The organism is Actinacidiphila oryziradicis (assembly GCF_005047355.1).
Lineage (GTDB): Bacteria > Actinomycetota > Actinomycetes > Streptomycetales > Streptomycetaceae > Actinacidiphila > Actinacidiphila oryziradicis.
The window spans coordinates 12,300-28,835 of sequence record NZ_SUMC01000089.1; the positions used below are offsets into that span (position 1 = coordinate 12,300).

Below are 16,536 nucleotides of genomic sequence, written 5' to 3' on the forward strand. Positions count from 1 at the left end.
CGCCCTGGTACGAGGTGCAGGCGGCGACCCGGCGCAGCAACTTGCGGACCCCTGCGCCGGTGGTGGACCCGGAGCGCCGTCCGGCCGCGATGGTGCTGGCGATCGCGTGCCAGCTGGCGCCGCTCTCCCGGGGGGAGTCGGAGGGCGAGTTGCGCGCGACGCATGCCGCGACCCCCTCCCGCGCGGACAGCTCGACGGAACTTGCCGCCGATGCGCGGCAGCACCAGTCGCAGCGGCGCCAACACCCAGCAGGTCCGGCCTCGCCGCCGTACGGGCCCTACTCACCGGCGGCCTGGCCGCAGCACCGGCGTTCGCGCTGCCGTAAGCGGGTAAGTGCCTGCTTCTTGTGCCGAACCTGCCAAGCCGGGCGCTGCTCCTGCTGAAGGCATCCGGGCCACGATGGCTGTCACTGGTGCGGGCTGTGTGCCCGCACCAGGGCGGCGTCGCACCCTGCTTTGTTACCGAACGGTTCCCTAGCCTGCGTGAGGTGCGGCAGGATGATCTGACATGGGACGTGGGAGACCTGGGCGTGTGGGAGTGCGGTACCTGCTGCTGGTCGTGCTGGGAACGATTGTCGCGTTGGCCCTGTCCCGGTACTTCCATCTGGGAACGGCCCAAACTGCGGTGGCGGTGGTACTGAGTCTGGCGCCGGCCTACATCACCTGGGCGGCGTTCCGTGCCGACCGTGCCGAGGCTACCGCCATCGATCTGGACACCGCTGCCGGGCAGCTCGCGGTGGCGGTCAAGGCTCAGTGGGATGATGAGGCGGCCGTCCGCCGGGTCAACGACCCCTACCCGCTGCCGGTCGCATGGCGGGCCACCGACGACGACCTGGCCGAGTCCTGGCCGCTGCTGACGGACCTGGCCCGCGCCTGGCCCGGCGGGCCACCCGGCGACCCCGCCCTATGGCCCCACCACCCAGCCGGACTGGCCGGAGCCGACGCCCAGATCGGAGAGGTGTTCACCGACCGGGTGCCCACCCGGCGCCTGGTAGTCCTGGGCGAGCCCGGCGCGGGCAAGAGCGTGCTGCTGATCCGGCTGCTGCAGGACCTAATCGAACGCCGCACCGACAGCTCCCCGGTGCCCGTGCTGTTCTCCCTGGCCTCCTGGAACCCCCGCCAGCCATTGAAGACATGGCTGGCCGAACAGCTGCGCCGCACTCACCCCGGCCTGCGCACCCCCGCACCCACCCCGGTTACCACCACTGCTGGCGCACCCGGTGATCTGGCCCAGGCGCTGCTGGACGCCGGCCGCATCCTGCCCCTGCTCGACGGCCTCGACGAACTGCCGCCCGCCTGGCACGCCACCGCGCTCGACGCCCTAAACCGCGCCCTGCCCGCCAAACAGCCCCTGGTCCTGGCAAGCCGCGCCGCCCCCTACCGGGCCGCCCTCACCTGCTCGGACACCACGGTCCGCCTCAACGGCGCCGCCGCCATCCAACTCCTCCCACTCACCCCCGAAGCTGCGGCCGACTACCTGCGCCGGGATGCAGGCGGCCCGCACGCCCCAGCCGCCGACCGGTGGGACACCGTGGCCACCAGCCTGGGCACCGCCACCCCCGTCGGCCAGGCGCTGGGCACCCCGCTGGGGCTGTTCCTGGCCCGCACCATCTACAACCCCCGCCCCAACACCGAACCCGGGCCCGCAGCCCCGCACCCTGACGAACTGTGCGACACCACGGCCTTCCCCGACCGCACCACGGTGGACACCTACCTGTTCCGGGCCTTCATCCCCGCCGCCTACACCCCCCACAACCCCTACCCTCCCCGCTGGACAGCCGAACAAGCCCACCGCACTTTCGTCTTCCTCGCCCAGTTCCTGCAGAACCAGCGCGGAGGCAGCCCGGACCTCGCCTGGTGGGAACTCCCCCAAGCCCTCCCGGCACGCACCCGCCGCCTGACAGCCGCGATCCCGGCTGGGATCGCGGGCGGCCTGGCGTTCGGGGTAGCGGGCGGGTTCGGGGGCGGACTCGCGGTCGGACTCGCGGGCGGACTCGCGGGCGGACTCGCGGTCGCGATCGCGTTCGGGCGCACGCTCGGGCGCAGAGTGGGCTCTGCCACTCCGAGCACCCGGCTTCGCTGGTCGCCCAGCGGGCTCGCAGTCGGGCTCGGGGGCGGGATCACGCTCGGGATCGCGCTGGGGATCGCGGGCCAACTCGCGGGCGGGCTTGGGGGCGGGCTCGCGGGCGGGCTCGCGGTCGGGCCCGCGGTCGGGATTGCTCTCGGGATTGCGCTCGGACTTGAGACAGAGGAGCCTGACCTGACCTCCATCACCGGGCCAGTCACACAGTTCTCCTTGGACCGCCGTGCGTTCATCGCGTTCGGGCTCGCAGTCGGGATCGCGTTCGGGGTCGGGGTCGGGGTCGGGGTCGGGGTCACGTTCGGGGACTCGTACGGGGTCGGGGTCGGGGTCACGAACGGGCTCGGGGTCGGGATCGCGTTCGGGATCGCGTTCGGGACCGCGGGCGGGCTGTCGCAAACGGCATGGGCATACTTCGTGATGGCGCGGACTTACCTGGTGGTGCGCCGTAAAGTCCCGCGGGATCTGATGGCATTCCTGCGGGACGCACACGAACACCGCAGCGTGCTGCGACAGGTCGGGGCGGTGTACCAGTTCCGGCACATCGACCTGCAACGCCACCTAGCTCAGCACCAAACCTGAACGCCTGTCGGTCCCGTACCGGATTCCCTCGCCGTCCGTTCCGCAAGCCATAAGCTGAATGGGAAGAGTTCCGGGCCTCTGCCAGGGCAGGCCAGGCCAGCGGCGAGAGGCAGAGACTGTGCCCTGTACAAGTGACGGGCCCTGGACCGTCTTGACCACGGTCAAGACGGAAACAGCGGTGACCGTTTGACTTCTGTCTTAAGCAGCATCAGCCCTTCCAATCGCGCATCCGTTACCGCGACGCCTTCTCGAATGCCTCGCGTTTCACTCGGCTCCGCTTCCTGGACGATGACCTGCACTTCCAGGGTTCAGAAACAGGTTGTCCACCCTGCAGAGGGCAGAAGGGACCTCCAAGCCTTCGAGAGCGAAGGCGAACTTCAGCTCGTCATAGCGCTGCAGATCATCGTCTCGGACGTTTTCATCCGCGTCGCGGTACCTGACAGACTCCTTGATCCAGCTCGCGTCGATGGCTTCCGCTTCCCACGCCAACTCACGCACAGGTGTTAGCTCGGGTCCCGTGCGGAGCAAGGCGTCGGCGCTGAAGGCGGACAGCACCTCAAGGGCAATGTCGTCCAGGCGCCGCAAAACGTGCTTGATCGATTGGTAGCTCTGGGCGCACCTCGTGCCAGCTGACCTCTCGCGTCGAAGGTAGTTCTGGAACACCAAGATCGAAGGCAACCGGGCTCGAGATGCTGAGACAGATCGACTCCTCCGCGAGGCGGGGTGGACCGTCATCCGCGTGTGGGAACACGAGGATCCGTTGGCAGCTAGCGTCCGAGTCTCGGCAGCCGTACTCAACCCAGGTGACGACCTGGCATAACCTCGGCCTGGCCACGTCCCATCCTGCGGAGGTACGCAACTTGACGTACTTCGAGCCGTGGTCGTCGTCCTCTTGACCCGGAAGAGCGGGCCGCGGCTCTCGTGCGGGTAGAACACGTGGCTGCTCTCCGACATCAGCCATACACCGACACCTGAGCACGCCAGAAGCCGCCGACCCGCGTGCTCTATCCGAGCGTGGTGGGGGATGGCTCGGCGCTGTCATCCGGGGAGCGGGCGTCAGGAAGTCGCAGATCTGGGGGTGTGACGGGCGCCGCTGGGATGTCCAGGACCACAGCGCCGGCCTCGCGAGCCAGGAGGTGGTGTGTGCCGTCCCAGGTGCGCCTTCGGCTGCGGTCCCTGCGTTCTTCCCAGCGTTCCTGGAGACGCATTCCCATGAAGATGGCCATGGCGCACAGGAAGATGGCCACGATCAGGGTGTAAATCGGGGCGTAGTGGTTGTCGAACATGGAACGGCGTTGGTCGACTTGCCGGGCGTTGACGCCGAAGAAGCCGAAGACAAGGCCGAGGGTTCCACTGATGGTGGTGACGAAGGTGACGGCGACGACTGTGCGGACCCGGCGGCGGTCCGCGGCGCGTTGTTCCATGCTTTGCACCGAGGTCAGTTCCGCGCCGATGGCGTTGCTGAGCCGGGTGAGCATTTGGCCGATGGTAGCTGCTCGTTCGGTGAGTCCCATGGCTGCGAAGAGTTCCTGATGGAAGCTTTCGACGCGTAAGGCTGGTACGAGCATGCCGATGTCGCTGCCTACCTCCACGCTGTAACTGAGTTCGAGTTCCAGTTGGCTCAGTCCGTCGGAGATGTCCTCCAGCACTGTGCGCCGGTCGTGGGCCCCACCTTGGCCGGCGGTGCGCTGCCGGAATTTGTGGACGTAGGCGTAGGCGACTTCACGGACCTGGCGGAGGCGGGCTGCGGAGCCCACCGCTTGGACGGCGGAGATCAACAGGCAGTTTTCGATGTAGTCCTGGTTACCGCAGAGGAGGCTTACGTACGGGCCGAGCGCGCCGACGGTGGTCGGGCGCCGGTTGAGTTCCATGGGGTAGCGGATCGAACTGTGCTCGGTTCGGTAGGGCAGGTCGCTGCGGTAAATGACACGTTGGATGGTGTCGTCGTCCGGAACGTCCTGGGGTGTGTCAACTCTGCGGAAGACAAGTTGATGGCGTTCGGCAAGGAACTCGGGTGCGTTTTCGTTGCCGTTGCTCGTGCAGCCGATCCGGTCCGCTGCGAGCTGTTCCAGCGGGACGCCTCCGCACTCGATGCTGGCGTAGTAGAGATCTTCGAGTAGCGGGATAGCTTCGATGAACGTGCCGGGCACATCCAGGGTCAGGGCGACGACTACCTGCCCGGAAGGGAGGACGAAGTGCCACAGCCCGGCGGAGACCGGTTCGCCGGTGCTCCAGCGCTGGCAGGCCACGCTGGAGCAGTTGAGCGTCTCATGCCTGATGACGCGAGGTAGTTGTTGGTCGGATTTGCTGTAGTACTTCGCCAGCCGACCCAGATGGAAGATGTCACCCGGGCGGGTCGAGATCTGCCCGACATTGACCGGGTCGTAGGTCCAGGGGGTGGAGTAGACGGTCGTTAGGCGGATGTGCTCTCGGGACGTGTAAGGGTCGAACGGGATCGCTCCGCTCCCCTCAGAGAGCATGCCAACGCCGCCCAAGATCTTCCTCCCGTAGTGATTGCATGCGGAGCGCGAACTCCACAGCGGGTTTTCCTGATTGCGCGTTCTGCATCAGCCAGGTGGTCATACCCAGTTCCCGGACGGTGCGAAGCGTCTCGTATCCGTCCCAGTCGGTGACATCACGCCCATAGATCCGGCAGAATTCCGCGTACTCGGTGCGCGGCAGTCCGAACCTGTCCACGGCCGTAGCGGTGGGTATAAGGTCCCAGGCCCGGGGGCCGACGGCAACGGCTTCGTAGTCGATGAGGAGGACTTGGCCGTCACCTGCTAGCAGATTGCCCCGGTGGGCGTCTCCGTGGATCAAGCCCCCCTGCTTGTCCTCCACGATGGCGCGGAAGGCCGACTCTGTGCGGTCACATGCGTCGCTGAGGAATTCGACATGCCCCGGGTCAACGCCGTCAGCGCGCGCGAGACGGCGCCGCATAATGGGGAAGGGGTCCAGGACGGCGACAGCGAAGTCCGGCTCGGGCAATTCGTGAAAGGCGCGCAGCAAGCTTGCGAGATCCGTCAGGTCGGGATCCTTAGGCGAGGGCGGAACGTACTCCCAGAAGGTAACCAGCCGGCCTTCTGCCCGCACCGGCTGCGGAATGTCGTCGCGAATCCGGACGGCAGGAAATCCTTGAGAAGCGAGCCATCGTGAGACTGCCAGCTCCTTGGCCACCTTTTCTTCGATATCTTTGGTGTCGGAGCGGGCTACACGAACCACAATATCTTCGGACGGCAGTGCGTAAATGGCGTTCTCACCGAGCCGTAGCAGTTCCGCCTGACCGGGATTCACCCCTATCTGCCTGCAGGCAGACTCCAGAGCTCGACCTGCACTGACTTCTGTCAATCCCTCGTGACTCACGGCATCATCCATCAGAGCCAGCGTCGCGGGTCCGCGTCGACACTGTCAAGCGTGTCGGTCGTACATGGAGTTGGCGTACGCCGTTGACTCCCGCGACTTCGTGGCGACGTGTCTGCCAACGGTCCAGCTCTGACGGCTGACTCAAGGAGCGGCAGCCGCGAGCGATTACCGGACACCAGCTGGTCATCGGAAATAGAATCCTGCCAGGTCACATCGCTTACGGAGGAGTCTCATGCCAACTCTCGCCATCGTGGGCGCCGGCCCGCAGCTGGGTGCGGCCATCGCACGAGTATTCGGCGCCCAGGGCTATCGTATTGCGCTGATCTCCCGAAACCGGGAACATCTGGACAATCTGACGAGCGTTCTCAGCGAGGCCAGCTTGAACGTTGCCAGCTTCGTTGCTGACGTCCGGGATCACCAAGCCCTCTCCAGCGCATTGCTTGACGCCGAGAAGCACTTCGGCAGCATCGACGTGCTTGAGTACAGCCCGCTGCCTGGATCCGACTACTTGCAGCCAGTGCTTGAGACCACACGGGAGCAGGTGCAAGCCGCGTTCGAGTTCAGCGTTCATGGCCCCATGACGGCCGTGGAGACAGTGCTGCCCGGCATGCGCAAGCGCGGATCCGGTTCCCTGCTGTTTACCAGTGGCGGTTCATCGCTGGTACCGGCGAGCAAGGTCGCGGGAACCAGCATCGCGATGGCCGGTGAGGCCGCTTACCTGACCATGCTTCACCAGGCGCTCGCTCCCGAGAACTTGCACGTGTCGCACCTGGTGGTGCCGGTCCGGATCGGCCCTGGGGAAACTCTGGGCGATCCGACCGCACTGGCTGAGCAACTGTGGCGGTTGCATGCAGATCGAGATCAGTTCCGGGTCGTAGTGGGCGAGTAGCACTTCACTACGCGGGCGGCGCAACAGACTGGTCCCACATGGCTGGTCGCCTGCGGCCCTTCCCCCAGCGTGGAAGCTGCGACGGACCCGTCACACTTGGTGATTGATCGTGTACGGTGTGGCGTGTCAGCTTGCTTCGCGGACAACAACGCGAAGCGGCCCCCGACTAGTGCGTCAACACCGGTCGGAGGCCTCCACCGCAAGTGCTTAACAGGAGCACCAGGATGTTCAGGCATGCTATCGCCCCAAGGCGATTCTTCCTGCAGGTACCCAACGACGTCATCCGTCATCCACGGCTGAACTGCGACGCCAAGGCGCTGCTGCTGTACGTGCTCTCCCTGCCGGAGGGGGTGAACGAGCCGTTGCAGAGGTCAGCCGAAAAGGTTGGGCTGAAGAAGAGCGCGTTCACGACCGCCAAGCGGCAACTGCTCGCCGAGGGCTACCTCCACGAGTGGCGCCAGCAGGGCCGGGGCGGGCGTTGGGGCACCGAGCAGCTCATCGCCAACGTACCGCTCAACCACGAGGAGGCCGAACGCGCCCGGCACGGCGAGCCGCCGAGTGCGCCGGAACCGGCCGTCGGCGGGCCGGACCGTCGGGCCGTCGGCCGCTCCCAAGAACAACAACCGGGGAACACCCCCAACCCCCTACCCAGCCCTCCCGCACCGGACGTACCAGAGCCGGAGGAGGCCGAGACCCCGCCCGAACCGCCCACCGGGCCGGACGCCGACGCCGGGCCGGACGCCGGGCTGGACGCCCGGCCGGACGCAGCGGACGGCAGCCTCCTCCAACAAGCGGCGTTCACGCTCGCCGCCGTCAGCCACAACGAACCCCGGCTCCAACTCGGCGGACGCGACATCACCCAACTCGCCCCCCTCGCCGCCCAATGGCTCGCCCACGGCTGCAAGCCCGAACACCTCCGCCACGCCCTGACCACCGGACTCCCCAGCACCGTCCTCAACCCAGCGGGCTTCCTCCGCGACCGCCTGCGCCGCAAAATGCCCCTCCCCGCGCCACAACCGGCACCAGAGGCGGGCCTGAAGCCGCCCTTCGGCGAGTGCGACCAGTGCCGCGACCCCCTTCCTCGCGGACAACAAACCGGAAACTGCCGCCGCTGCGCCGCTGCCGCCCCGCCCCCCGCATCCACCCGGTCCTGCCTCGCCACCGTCCGCGCCGTCCTGAGCGGCCAACTCGGCAGCGGCCTCGCACCGGCATTCACCCTTCCCTGACCCCCGCCCGATCTGCGGCGAGCTCCGCGAGGGCCGGCGGCAAGCCCGGATCATCCAGAGCCGCGAGCAGGAACCGGTCCGGCTTCGCCCCGCCCCGCGCCGGGCCGACCGGCGCGGACTGTCCGAGATTGAGTTCAGCGAAGCACGCTGGAGGGCAGGGCCGACGGCGGAGGGTGTGCCACAACGGGACGGGTCGTCTCCCGTGTCAGGCCAGCCGGAACAGGGCTTCCGCGTTGCCGGAAGCGATCTTGGAGCGGTCTGAGGGGTCGGGGATGGCGTCGAAGAACTGCTCGACCGCCGCCGCGTCGGGCCGGTGGAAGGGGTAGTCGGTGGAGAACAGCACCCGGTCGGCGCTGGTGAAGTCGAGGGTGTGGCGCAGCAGCCGCTCCTGGAACATCCCGCTGCTGGTGATGTGGATGTTGGTTTTGATGTAGTCCGAGACCCGGCGTTCGAGGTGCTTGGCGACCGAGGAGAGGCTGTCGACCCGGTCCATCCAGAACAGCAGCATCTCGCCCCAGTGACCGAGGACGAGCTGAAGATCGGGGTGGCGGTCGAACGTGCCAACGCGCGCAAGCCACCCCGCCACGCCCAAGAACCCCGTGCCACGTCCCCCACCAAGTCGTAGCAGCGGCCAAGACCGTACAGACCGCGCTGGCGCAGAGCGCCCGCCGGGGGCTGCCCGAACCAGGTCGAGCGAGCCGGTTGCCGAGCTGCTGCGGTACGAGTGCGGCCGGGAGCGCGTCCTCGTTCTTGATCCGTAGCGCGAGAGCGTAGGAACACGAGGCGATGGCGACCGACAAGAAGGCCACCATCAGCAAGCACAGCGCCAGGTCAGCCCAGGCCTGCCTCGATGGCGCGACGGACGGCGTCGGCTCGGTCGCGGATCCCCGCTTTGGCGAACAGGTTGTTGATGTGGGTCTTGACTGTGGCCTCGCTGATGAAGAGCTTCTCGGCGATGCCCCGGTTGGGCAGGCCCTGGCCGATCAGCGTGAGCACCTCGCGTTCGCGGGGTGTGAGGTCCTCGGGCAGGGCCTGTCCCAGCACCGGCGCCTTGGTCCTGACGGTGGCGAGCAGCCGGTCCTGGACCTCGCGGTCGAGCACGGACTGACCGGCGGCAGCGGCCCGGATCGCCCGGATGATGTCCCGGCGTCCCGCGTTCTTGGTCAGGTAACCGCGGGCCCCCGCGCTCAGCGCGCCCAGGATCGAGTCGTCGTCGGCGAAGGTGGTCAGCACGACCACCGCCACCCCCGGGTACTCCTCGCCCAGCCGACGGGTTGCCTCGATCCCGTCCATCACGGGCATTCGCAGGTCCATCAGCACGACGTCCACCGGCCCGGAGGCAACAGCCGTCAGCACCTCGCTTCCGTCCGCGGCGGCCGCGACGACGTCGATGTCCTCGGACAGCCCGAGTACTGCGGCGAGCGGCTCCCGGACGGCGGCCTGATCGTCGGCGACGACCACCCTCAACCGCTGCGGTTTCTCGGTCGGTTCACTCATCCCGGGATCACTGCCTCCACCTGCCAGCCGCCCTGATCCGGTCCCTCGGTGACCGGGCCAGCGGTGACGGTCCCGCCCAACAGAGCGACGCGTTCGCGCATTCCGATCAACCCCATCCCGCTGCCGACACCCGCGTTCACCTCACGGGTAGCGGGGCGGTTGCAGATCCTCAGTGTGGTCGATGAGGCGGCGAACGTCAGCTCCACGCCGACATCTCCCCCGGGAGCGTGCCGAGCGGCGTTGGTCAGCGCCTCCTGGGCGATCCGCAGCAGATTCTGGGTCACTTGGGCCGGCACCTCACGGACGGTCCCGGTGACGGTGAGAACGTCACGGTGGCCCGACGATTCGAGCATCGCGGTCAGGCTCTCCAGCAGCGGCAGCGAGTCCTCGCGCAGCGCGTGCACAGTCCACTGCGCCTGTTTCAGGCTCTCTTTGACCAGGCCGTGGGCCTTGTTGTTGGCCTCCCGGACCTTCTCCAGGTCACCGGTGTCGATCAGTGCATCGGCCAGTTCCAACTGCATGTTGATCCCGGCCAGCGAGTGCGCCAGAACGTCGTGCACGTCCCGGGCGATCCGGCTGCGCTCGGTCAGCACGGCCGTCTGGGCCTCGGCCCGCGCGACGCGTTCGGCCGACTCGGCCGCCGCGATCACCGCCAGTACGGCCCGGCGCTGACTGCGGTTGACGATGCCGCCCAGGACCGGGGCGCCGGTGGCGAGACCGACTGCCCAGGGCAACAGGTGGTGCCCCGGCCCGAGGCCGAAGTACAGGACACCGCCGCAGAGCAGACTGCAGATCCCCGCGAGAACGAGGGCCGGCTTGGCCTCGAGCCGGTATCCGATGTGACCGGCGAGGAAGAAGGCGAAAAGGTAACCCGTTCCGCTGCGGCTGACGCCGATCAGGGCGGCCGCCGCGACGATGCCGAGGGACAGCCAGACGAGAGCGAGGTGGTTGGGAACCTTGCTCTCGGGCAGGCGCCGAACCAGCAGCACCGCAGAGTTGATCACGAAGAGGACGGCGACGGCCAGACCCCGGCCGCTGAAGCCCATGGGCCGGATCGTCAGGATTCCGACGACGATGACCGCAAGGGCCAGCACCCACTGCACCCGCGGGTCCCGTCCAGCAACCGGCCGCGGGCCCGCCCCCTGGGCCGCGGCCTTCCCAGGGGGCGGGGCGCTCTCGGTTGCGGACACGGGCACAACATTACGCATGGTCAGGCCGTACGGTCGAAGACGGGCACCGGGCGGGTCACCGTCCGGGTCCGGCTTCGTACGAAGATCGTGGCCAGCCGCGTGACCACTTCGGTGAGTGCCATCAACACGAACGCCGCTACCCAGGCATGCTCGCTGGTGATGTGGTGAGTGATGCTGAACCGGGCGACGTCGTCGGCGCCACCGCCGTGCTCGACCCACAACTGGAAACCCATCCGTGCCCCCATGCCCAATACCCACAGGATCGCCGACACCGCACCGGCCTTGATCAGGACGTGCTCGCCAACGATCCGGATCCGCGTGTAGATGCCGCCGGCGACGCCGAGCGCAGCACCTACGCTCATCAGGCCCCCGATCAGCACCAGGTCGTTGCCCGCGGTAGGAATCGTATCCAGGTACGAGTAGGCCACGAAGGCCACGATCCCCAGCGGGATCAGGAAGGACTTGAGGTCGAGTCGGCCTTCCCGCAGCTGCCGGAAGACGACGAGGATGAGGGCGATGTCGGTGATCCACTCGGTCGTTGTCATGCCCTCAAGACTGCTGCGACAAGGCTCACAGCACCTGGACCTACGGGTGGAATCGGGGGTGGAGTTCAACCGCTCCTCCCATGTCCACCCCACCTGCTTCGCGACGCGAAACCAAGGAAAACGCCAGCAGACAGGACACCCCGCGCCGCCCCACGCGACCTGGACGGAGATCAGGGAGGCGCTTCGGCGCCCACTCCCCGGGCGGAGCGGCTAGTGTCCTGCGTCGGGAATTCGATCAAGATGTGCGGCGAGGTGTTCGAGGATCTGCAACGACGCCTGCCGCCGTACGCATCGAGGAAGGTCGCCCTGTGTCCACCGAAACCCTTGGCGGGGAGCATCCGCAGGCGCGTAGCGCGATGCGTAAGAGGGCTGTCGCAGCTGACGTGGCGACTGCGGGAATGCTGCACCACGTTGAGATTACGAATACAGGACACCGGGTTTATCCGAGACGGGCCCCTTCGCACCCCAGATGTCATGTTCGTACTTTCCGCCACCTGCGCTGATCTTCTGACCTTCGTGCTGGCGGAGCACATCGGCGTCCCGATCTGAGGTGTCACCGCGCTGTGCCGCTTTGGCAGGTATCTGGCTTGAACGTGGACCGTTCAAGGAAGGGTGTCATGGTCGCGATAGTGACAGCAGGGCACTGTTGACGCTCTGGGATCGGCACCATCGCGACCCGCGAGGTGAAGCGTAGGGGGGCGCACTCAGTGCCGGGGTCGAAGCTCCACCCGGTTAGGGGCGAACTCGACCAGGCCCGGGCTTTCCTGCTGGGCCCGGGGATCCCATCCCCGGGCCCAGGAAGATCGCCAACTACGCTCACTGGGCCGGCATTGGGGCGAGCCCTTCGAACTGGCCTTGCCGGTCCGGCGGTTCTCCGCGTCCTTCGCCACGATCACCGCCTACATCCTCGGTCTGGACGCCGGGACTTCCTGGAACATGCTCACCGGATCCCATCCCCCAGCACCCGCAGCCATTCGTGATATCGCCTATTGCGGTCGCATCAGGTCGAGGTCCTAGCCCCATGCGTCCAGCACCGCGCCGTGCCCGGCGCGCCGGGCCGCTGCCTCGACACGGGCGAAGAGGCGCCGTTGTAGGGGGACGTCGCCCGTTCCTGAGATGCGGTCCGCGGCGTCCAGCAGCATGTCGGTGTCCCAGCCGGGCAGCGGGTATCGGGCGAGTTCCCACTCCAGGTACCTGTTGTAAGGGCGGGGGCGACGGTCGAGAGCGAAGAGCAGCTCCAGCAGAAACCGGATGCCGTCGGCGGCGTCGAGGCGGGGCTTCGGGATTCGGGTGCGGTGCTCAGCCGCTGCAACTGTCCGGAGGCCGGGTTCTCAGCTGGTCCGCACGGGGGTGGTCTGTCCGGTTTGGTCGGCTACGCCGCGGGCGAGGACCGCAGTGGTGCCCACGAGCATGCCGGCTTTGCCGTTGGTGGTGTCCCTGGCAAGGTAATCGCGTTCCCCCAGGTAGGTCAGGCTCTTCTTGTCGAAGATCCACTCGTCGCGCTCACCGGAAGCGTCCACGCGGGCAACGCCCACGCCGTGCCGCCCGGCTGCGTCCACCGAGTCGGGGACGACGACGACACCGGGGATCTTCGCGGCGGCCCGGTACAGAGCGGCGTTGACCTTGGGCGGGATGATCGACTCACGTAGAAGCTCGCCGATCATGTTGAACGCCTCGTCGTCCGGCCCGGCACCGTGCCCCTTGGTGTCGGCGTAGATCTTCTTCAGCAGTGCGGCAGGGTCGGTGGGCAGCGACGCCAGCCACTGGTACGTCGGGTTGTTTATCCCCGGCTGGCCACCCGCGGGGTGCAGCGTGGTGTCCTGGCCGTTCTCGCGGATCAGCCCGGTCCGGGTGAGGTCCTGCGGCAGCCACACCTCGCGCTGGTGCAGGCGGTCCATCTTCCAGGGCCCAGTGAACGACTGCGACATGGTCTCCTGGGCGAAGGCGATCTCGCTCTTGACATAGACGAACTGGTTGGCGCCTACCGGGACGGCCGGCTGGCTCGCGGCCGCGGTGGCGATCCGGTCCATCAGGACTGCCACGCCCTTTGTGCTGCCGGACTGCACCGCGATGACCGGGGCATTCACTGTGGGCTGGCCGACTGTGTGGTTGGACAGGTGGTGGAGGACTCTGGGCAACGCGAGATTCACCGCAGGCAGGGCGAGGGCCAACGCGGCGGTCAAGGCAGGTACGAGGAAGGCGGGCCGCAGCAGCCAGGGCCTGCGTGCCTTCCCGTCCCGTCCCGCCCTCTGCTCCAGTCCGGAGCCCTCACCTGTTCGCGCCTGCTCGATGTCGTGAAGGATGTGGCTCATCAAGCGCTCCTTGTGGAGTTGGTGACGGCCCGTAGGAAGGTCACGCTCGGCCGGGACCGGCGCCATGCGGGCCAACTCCGTGCGTTCGGCCTGACTGAGCCGATCCGGGGTGGCACTCATCGGGTTTCCTCCTGGTTGGGCCGGGCCGCAGGAATGCGGCCTGCTTCTACCTGTCCACGGCCGGACATCGGTTCCCGGTGAAGTGGGTGCAGTTCCTCCCCGGCCAGCTTCCGCAGCTTGGTGCGGGCCCGGGAGAGCCGGGAGCGTACGGTGCCCACGGGTATCCCGAGCGCCTCGGCGGCAGCGGCGTAGTCCAGACCGGACCACACACACAGCGCGAGTACCTCGCGTTCCGTGCGGCGCAGCTTGGCCAGCACAGCGTGGACGGCGGAGAGGCGCTCGGCGTCGTCGAGGCGGCTGACCGCTTCGTCGGCGAAGTCCGGCGCGACGGCCTCCCCCTGAGGCAGCCGCGACATCGCCGCCCTGCGCCTCCGGGCGGATCGGGTGATGTTGCGGGCGGTGTTCGTTGCGATGCCCAGCAGCCAGGGCCGCAGCGACCCGCCCTCAAGTTCGATGCGGTCGTGCTGCCGCCACGCCTCCAGAAACGTCATCGCCGTCAGTTCCTCGGCGACTGACCAGTCGGCGGTGATCCAGAAGGCATGGTTGTACACCGCGCGGGCGTGTTGCTCATACAGTTGCCCGAACGCGTCCGGGTCCCCAGCGCGCACCAACGCGCGCATTTTCGTCTCCACTCCCATAACTTGTCCACCCGCTCCGGCGGGTTCCAGTGACACCGGTCACACAGGTCGCAATACGGACACCGGGCCGACACTTCGGCGATACTCCGCTCACCTCCGTGCACTGCCGCTGCGCGCCCGCCGCAGGTCGGGACTGGCCAGGTAGTCGCACGCGAAGATGGTGCGCCATCTACCTCTGCCTCACTGCGCCCCCGACAACCATCTTCGCCCTCACCTTTATGTCAGGCGCTGGGCCGGCTGACGCGCGGGCGCTTGCGGCGGGCTCGTGTTATTGAACACGTAAAGATCTCCTACCAGCCGCAACTGCGCCCGGCGATCTTGCGTGTGCATACTACGTAAGTGCTCGCTGAGAGCAGACGGTGCGTCATCCAGAGGATCCCCTTGCACATGCAGAAGGTTTCGTTCATCGCGGTCGCCGCGCTCGCGGCCGGTCTCTCGCTCACCGCGTGCAGTAGCGGCGGGAGCTCCGGCAACGCCGCAGCGGGGGCGAGCGCTTCCTCTGCCGCCGGCACGAGCGACTTGAGCAGCCCCGCGAGCAACTCAGGCAGTTCGGCCGCGGCCGCCAGCGACTCCGGTTCCGGCAGTACCGCCAACGCCGCTTCCCAGACTTCCGGTTCGGGCACCTCGGGTTCCGGCAGCTCCTGCAAGACCTCCAGCCTGACCTTCTCCAAGGGCACGGTGGACGTCGTGGACGACTACAACCACGTCACCATCAAGCTGACCAACTCCGGCTCGGCCACCTGCTCGATGCGCGGCTTCCCCGGAGTGGACCTCAAGGGCCGGGACGGCACTACGAGCGCCCAGCGCAGCCAGCACACGCCCAGCACCGTCAACCTCGCCCCCGGGCAGAGCGCCGCCTTCGACCTGGAGGTGCTGCAGAACAACACCGGCGGCTCCGGCGTCAGCTTCGACCAGACGGTGATCACCCCGCCGAACGAGACCCGTTCGCAAACCATGCAACTGGGCTTCAACCTGCCCGTCCAGGCGGACGGCAACAGCACCCCGGCCGTGATCGTCAACGAAATCACTTCGGCCAGTTGAGGAGCCCTCGTGGGCCGGGAACCTTTGAGGGACGAGGCCGACGACGGCGGAATCGGCGGCGGCGAGCTCGACCAACGCCTCGTAGGTGAGGGGCTGAGCAGTCTTGTGTGATCTCCGGTGGGATGGTGACAGGTATGTCTGTCGGGGCGGTGCCACACGATGCGGCGAATTACCTGGTGCAGCCGCGTTCTGCCCATTCGGGCAATGACCTTGCCCCGTTGCCTCCTGATGCGGGACAACTCGTCCCATAGCGTTGGCATGTGAGCCTATGGACTTCCTTGGAGCCCGCGTCCACCACGGTGGATCCGGGCAGCACGACCACCGTACGGCTGCGGCTGCGCAACACCGGTGACGTCGTCGACGAGTACCGCTTCACGCCGGTCGGCGACATCGCGCCCTACATCACCGTCGAGCCACCGACCATCCGGCTGTACCCGGGCACGACCGGCACCGTGCAGCTCACCTTCGCACCGCCGCGCACCCCCGACGCCACCGCCGGACCCAACCCGTACGCCGTCCAGATCGTGCCGACCGAGCACCCCGAGGCCACCACCGTCCCCGAGGGCAACCTCACCATCACCCCCTTCACCGAAATACGGGCCGAACTCGTCCCGCACACCGTCAAAGGACGCTTCCGGGGCCGACCCAAACTCGCCATCGACAACCTCGGCAACACCAAACTCACCGCCTCCGTCCTCGGCAACGACAACGGCGACCAGCTCTCCTACGAGATCCACCCCGCCAACGTCCAGATCGAACCCGGACGCGCCGCCTTCGTCAAAGCCACCCTCAGACCCCGCCAGATCACCTGGTTCGGCCGCAAAGAAAACCGGCCCTACCAACTGGCCGTACAACGCTCCGGAAGCACCCGGCTCGACGTCGACGGAACCTACATACAACGCGGCGTCCTCCCCCGCTGGCTCGCCACCTTCCTCAGCCTCGCCGTCGGACTCACCATCGCCTGCGTCGCCCTCTGGTTCGCCTACCAACCGAACGTGACCAGCCTCGCCCAGGAAAAACTCCAGCAGACCGCCGCCACCACCATCCCCACCCC

Annotated in this window: 14 protein-coding genes and 1 pseudogene; 5 read left to right on the forward strand and 10 right to left on the reverse strand. The window is 67.5% G+C overall.

Going from position 1 to position 16,536, the window contains the following annotated elements; translation table 11 throughout:
• Positions 1–531 precede the first annotated feature (531 nt).
• Complete coding sequence (locus FCI23_RS58740) at positions 532–2,661, forward strand: NACHT domain-containing protein (protein ID WP_211265713.1); 2,130 nt, start codon at positions 532–534, stop codon at positions 2,659–2,661.
• A 264-nt stretch (positions 2,662–2,925) separates the two neighbouring features.
• Here FCI23_RS58740 and FCI23_RS43395 read toward each other — a convergent pair whose 3' ends face one another.
• The 3 genes from FCI23_RS43395 to FCI23_RS43410 form a co-directional block, all read right to left on the reverse strand.
• Positions 2,926–3,327 carry a hypothetical protein gene (locus FCI23_RS43395; RefSeq protein ID WP_136729567.1) on the reverse strand — a complete coding sequence of 134 codons (402 nt, stop codon included), beginning with the start codon at positions 3,325–3,327 and terminating at the stop codon, positions 2,926–2,928.
• Positions 3,328–3,665: 338 nt separating this feature from the next.
• A complete protein-coding gene (locus FCI23_RS43405; RefSeq protein ID WP_246144629.1) occupies positions 3,666–5,141 on the reverse strand; it encodes a hypothetical protein in 1,476 nt (491 codons plus the stop codon).
• Positions 5,131–6,036, reverse strand: a complete 906-nt coding sequence (locus FCI23_RS43410; protein ID WP_246144630.1) for a phosphotransferase enzyme family protein — start codon at positions 6,034–6,036, stop codon at positions 5,131–5,133. Before FCI23_RS43410 ends, FCI23_RS43405 begins: the two co-directional genes overlap by 11 nt.
• A 220-nt stretch (positions 6,037–6,256) precedes the next feature.
• Here FCI23_RS43410 and FCI23_RS43415 point away from each other — a divergent pair, with 220 nt between their 5' ends.
• Both FCI23_RS43415 and FCI23_RS43420 read left to right on the forward strand, forming a co-directional pair.
• The gene (locus tag FCI23_RS43415; RefSeq protein WP_136729568.1) at positions 6,257–6,913 is read left to right on the forward strand and encodes an SDR family NAD(P)-dependent oxidoreductase; all 657 of its coding nucleotides are present in this window, start codon (positions 6,257–6,259) and stop codon (positions 6,911–6,913) included.
• Positions 6,914–7,137: 224 nt separating this feature from the next.
• Entirely contained in the window at positions 7,138–8,139 is a 1,002-nt protein-coding gene (locus FCI23_RS43420) for a hypothetical protein (RefSeq protein ID WP_136729569.1), read from the forward strand.
• 205 nt (positions 8,140–8,344) lie between these two features.
• Here FCI23_RS43420 and FCI23_RS43430 read toward each other — a convergent pair whose 3' ends face one another.
• The 7 genes and pseudogenes from FCI23_RS43430 to FCI23_RS43460 form a co-directional block, all read right to left on the reverse strand.
• Complete coding sequence (locus tag FCI23_RS43430; protein ID WP_246144631.1) at positions 8,345–8,725, reverse strand: amidohydrolase family protein; 381 nt, start codon at positions 8,723–8,725, stop codon at positions 8,345–8,347.
• A gap of 245 nt (positions 8,726–8,970) precedes the next feature.
• The gene (locus tag FCI23_RS43435; RefSeq protein ID WP_136729570.1) at positions 8,971–9,636 is read right to left on the reverse strand and encodes a response regulator transcription factor; all 666 of its coding nucleotides are present in this window, start codon (positions 9,634–9,636) and stop codon (positions 8,971–8,973) included.
• Positions 9,633–10,844 carry a sensor histidine kinase gene (locus FCI23_RS43440; protein WP_136729571.1) on the reverse strand — a complete coding sequence of 404 codons (1,212 nt, stop codon included), beginning with the start codon at positions 10,842–10,844 and terminating at the stop codon, positions 9,633–9,635. Before FCI23_RS43440 ends, FCI23_RS43435 begins: the two co-directional genes overlap by 4 nt.
• A gap of 2 nt (positions 10,845–10,846) precedes the next feature.
• Positions 10,847–11,371 (reverse strand): hypothetical protein, encoded by a 525-nt coding sequence (locus tag FCI23_RS43445; protein ID WP_136729572.1) that lies wholly within the window; start codon positions 11,369–11,371, stop codon positions 10,847–10,849.
• 1,013 nt (positions 11,372–12,384) lie between these two features.
• Positions 12,385–12,645, reverse strand: a pseudogene (locus FCI23_RS43450) (hypothetical protein); the annotation flags it as partial.
• Between the two features lie 57 nt (positions 12,646–12,702).
• The gene (locus FCI23_RS43455) at positions 12,703–13,803 is read right to left on the reverse strand and encodes a CU044_5270 family protein (protein ID WP_136729573.1); all 1,101 of its coding nucleotides are present in this window, start codon (positions 13,801–13,803) and stop codon (positions 12,703–12,705) included.
• Positions 13,800–14,423 carry an RNA polymerase sigma factor gene (locus FCI23_RS43460; protein ID WP_136729574.1) on the reverse strand — a complete coding sequence of 208 codons (624 nt, stop codon included), beginning with the start codon at positions 14,421–14,423 and terminating at the stop codon, positions 13,800–13,802. Before FCI23_RS43460 ends, FCI23_RS43455 begins: the two co-directional genes overlap by 4 nt.
• Before the next feature lie 405 nt (positions 14,424–14,828).
• Between FCI23_RS43460 and FCI23_RS43465 the strand changes: the two genes are divergently transcribed.
• Positions 14,829–15,482, forward strand: coding sequence for a DUF4232 domain-containing protein (locus FCI23_RS43465; RefSeq protein ID WP_136729575.1), 654 nt, complete (start codon positions 14,829–14,831; stop codon positions 15,480–15,482).
• 260 nt (positions 15,483–15,742) lie between these two features.
• The coding region (locus FCI23_RS43470; protein WP_456318875.1) for a COG1470 family protein at positions 15,743–16,536 on the forward strand (794 nt) is incomplete at its 3' end.

Bases quoted from the DNA above. Each gene is read 5' to 3' on its own strand.
- FCI23_RS43415 (WP_136729568.1), top strand. From the start codon at position 6,257: ATGCCAACTCTCGCCATCGTGGGCGCCGGCCCGCAGCTGGGTGCGGCC.
- FCI23_RS43465 (WP_136729575.1), top strand. From the start codon at position 14,829: ATGCAGAAGGTTTCGTTCATCGCGGTCGCCGCGCTCGCGGCCGGTCTC.
- FCI23_RS43420 (WP_136729569.1), top strand. From the start codon at position 7,138: ATGTTCAGGCATGCTATCGCCCCAAGGCGATTCTTCCTGCAGGTACCC.
- FCI23_RS43405 (WP_246144629.1), bottom strand. From the start codon at position 5,141: ATGCTCTCTGAGGGGAGCGGAGCGATCCCGTTCGACCCTTACACGTCC.
- FCI23_RS43440 (WP_136729571.1), bottom strand. From the start codon at position 10,844: ATGCGTAATGTTGTGCCCGTGTCCGCAACCGAGAGCGCCCCGCCCCCT.
- FCI23_RS43435 (WP_136729570.1), bottom strand. From the start codon at position 9,636: ATGAGTGAACCGACCGAGAAACCGCAGCGGTTGAGGGTGGTCGTCGCC.
- FCI23_RS43460 (WP_136729574.1), bottom strand. From the start codon at position 14,423: ATGCGCGCGTTGGTGCGCGCTGGGGACCCGGACGCGTTCGGGCAACTG.
- FCI23_RS43455 (WP_136729573.1), bottom strand. From the start codon at position 13,803: ATGAGTGCCACCCCGGATCGGCTCAGTCAGGCCGAACGCACGGAGTTG.
- FCI23_RS43410 (WP_246144630.1), bottom strand. From the start codon at position 6,036: ATGGATGATGCCGTGAGTCACGAGGGATTGACAGAAGTCAGTGCAGGT.
- FCI23_RS43445 (WP_136729572.1), bottom strand. From the start codon at position 11,371: ATGACAACGACCGAGTGGATCACCGACATCGCCCTCATCCTCGTCGTC.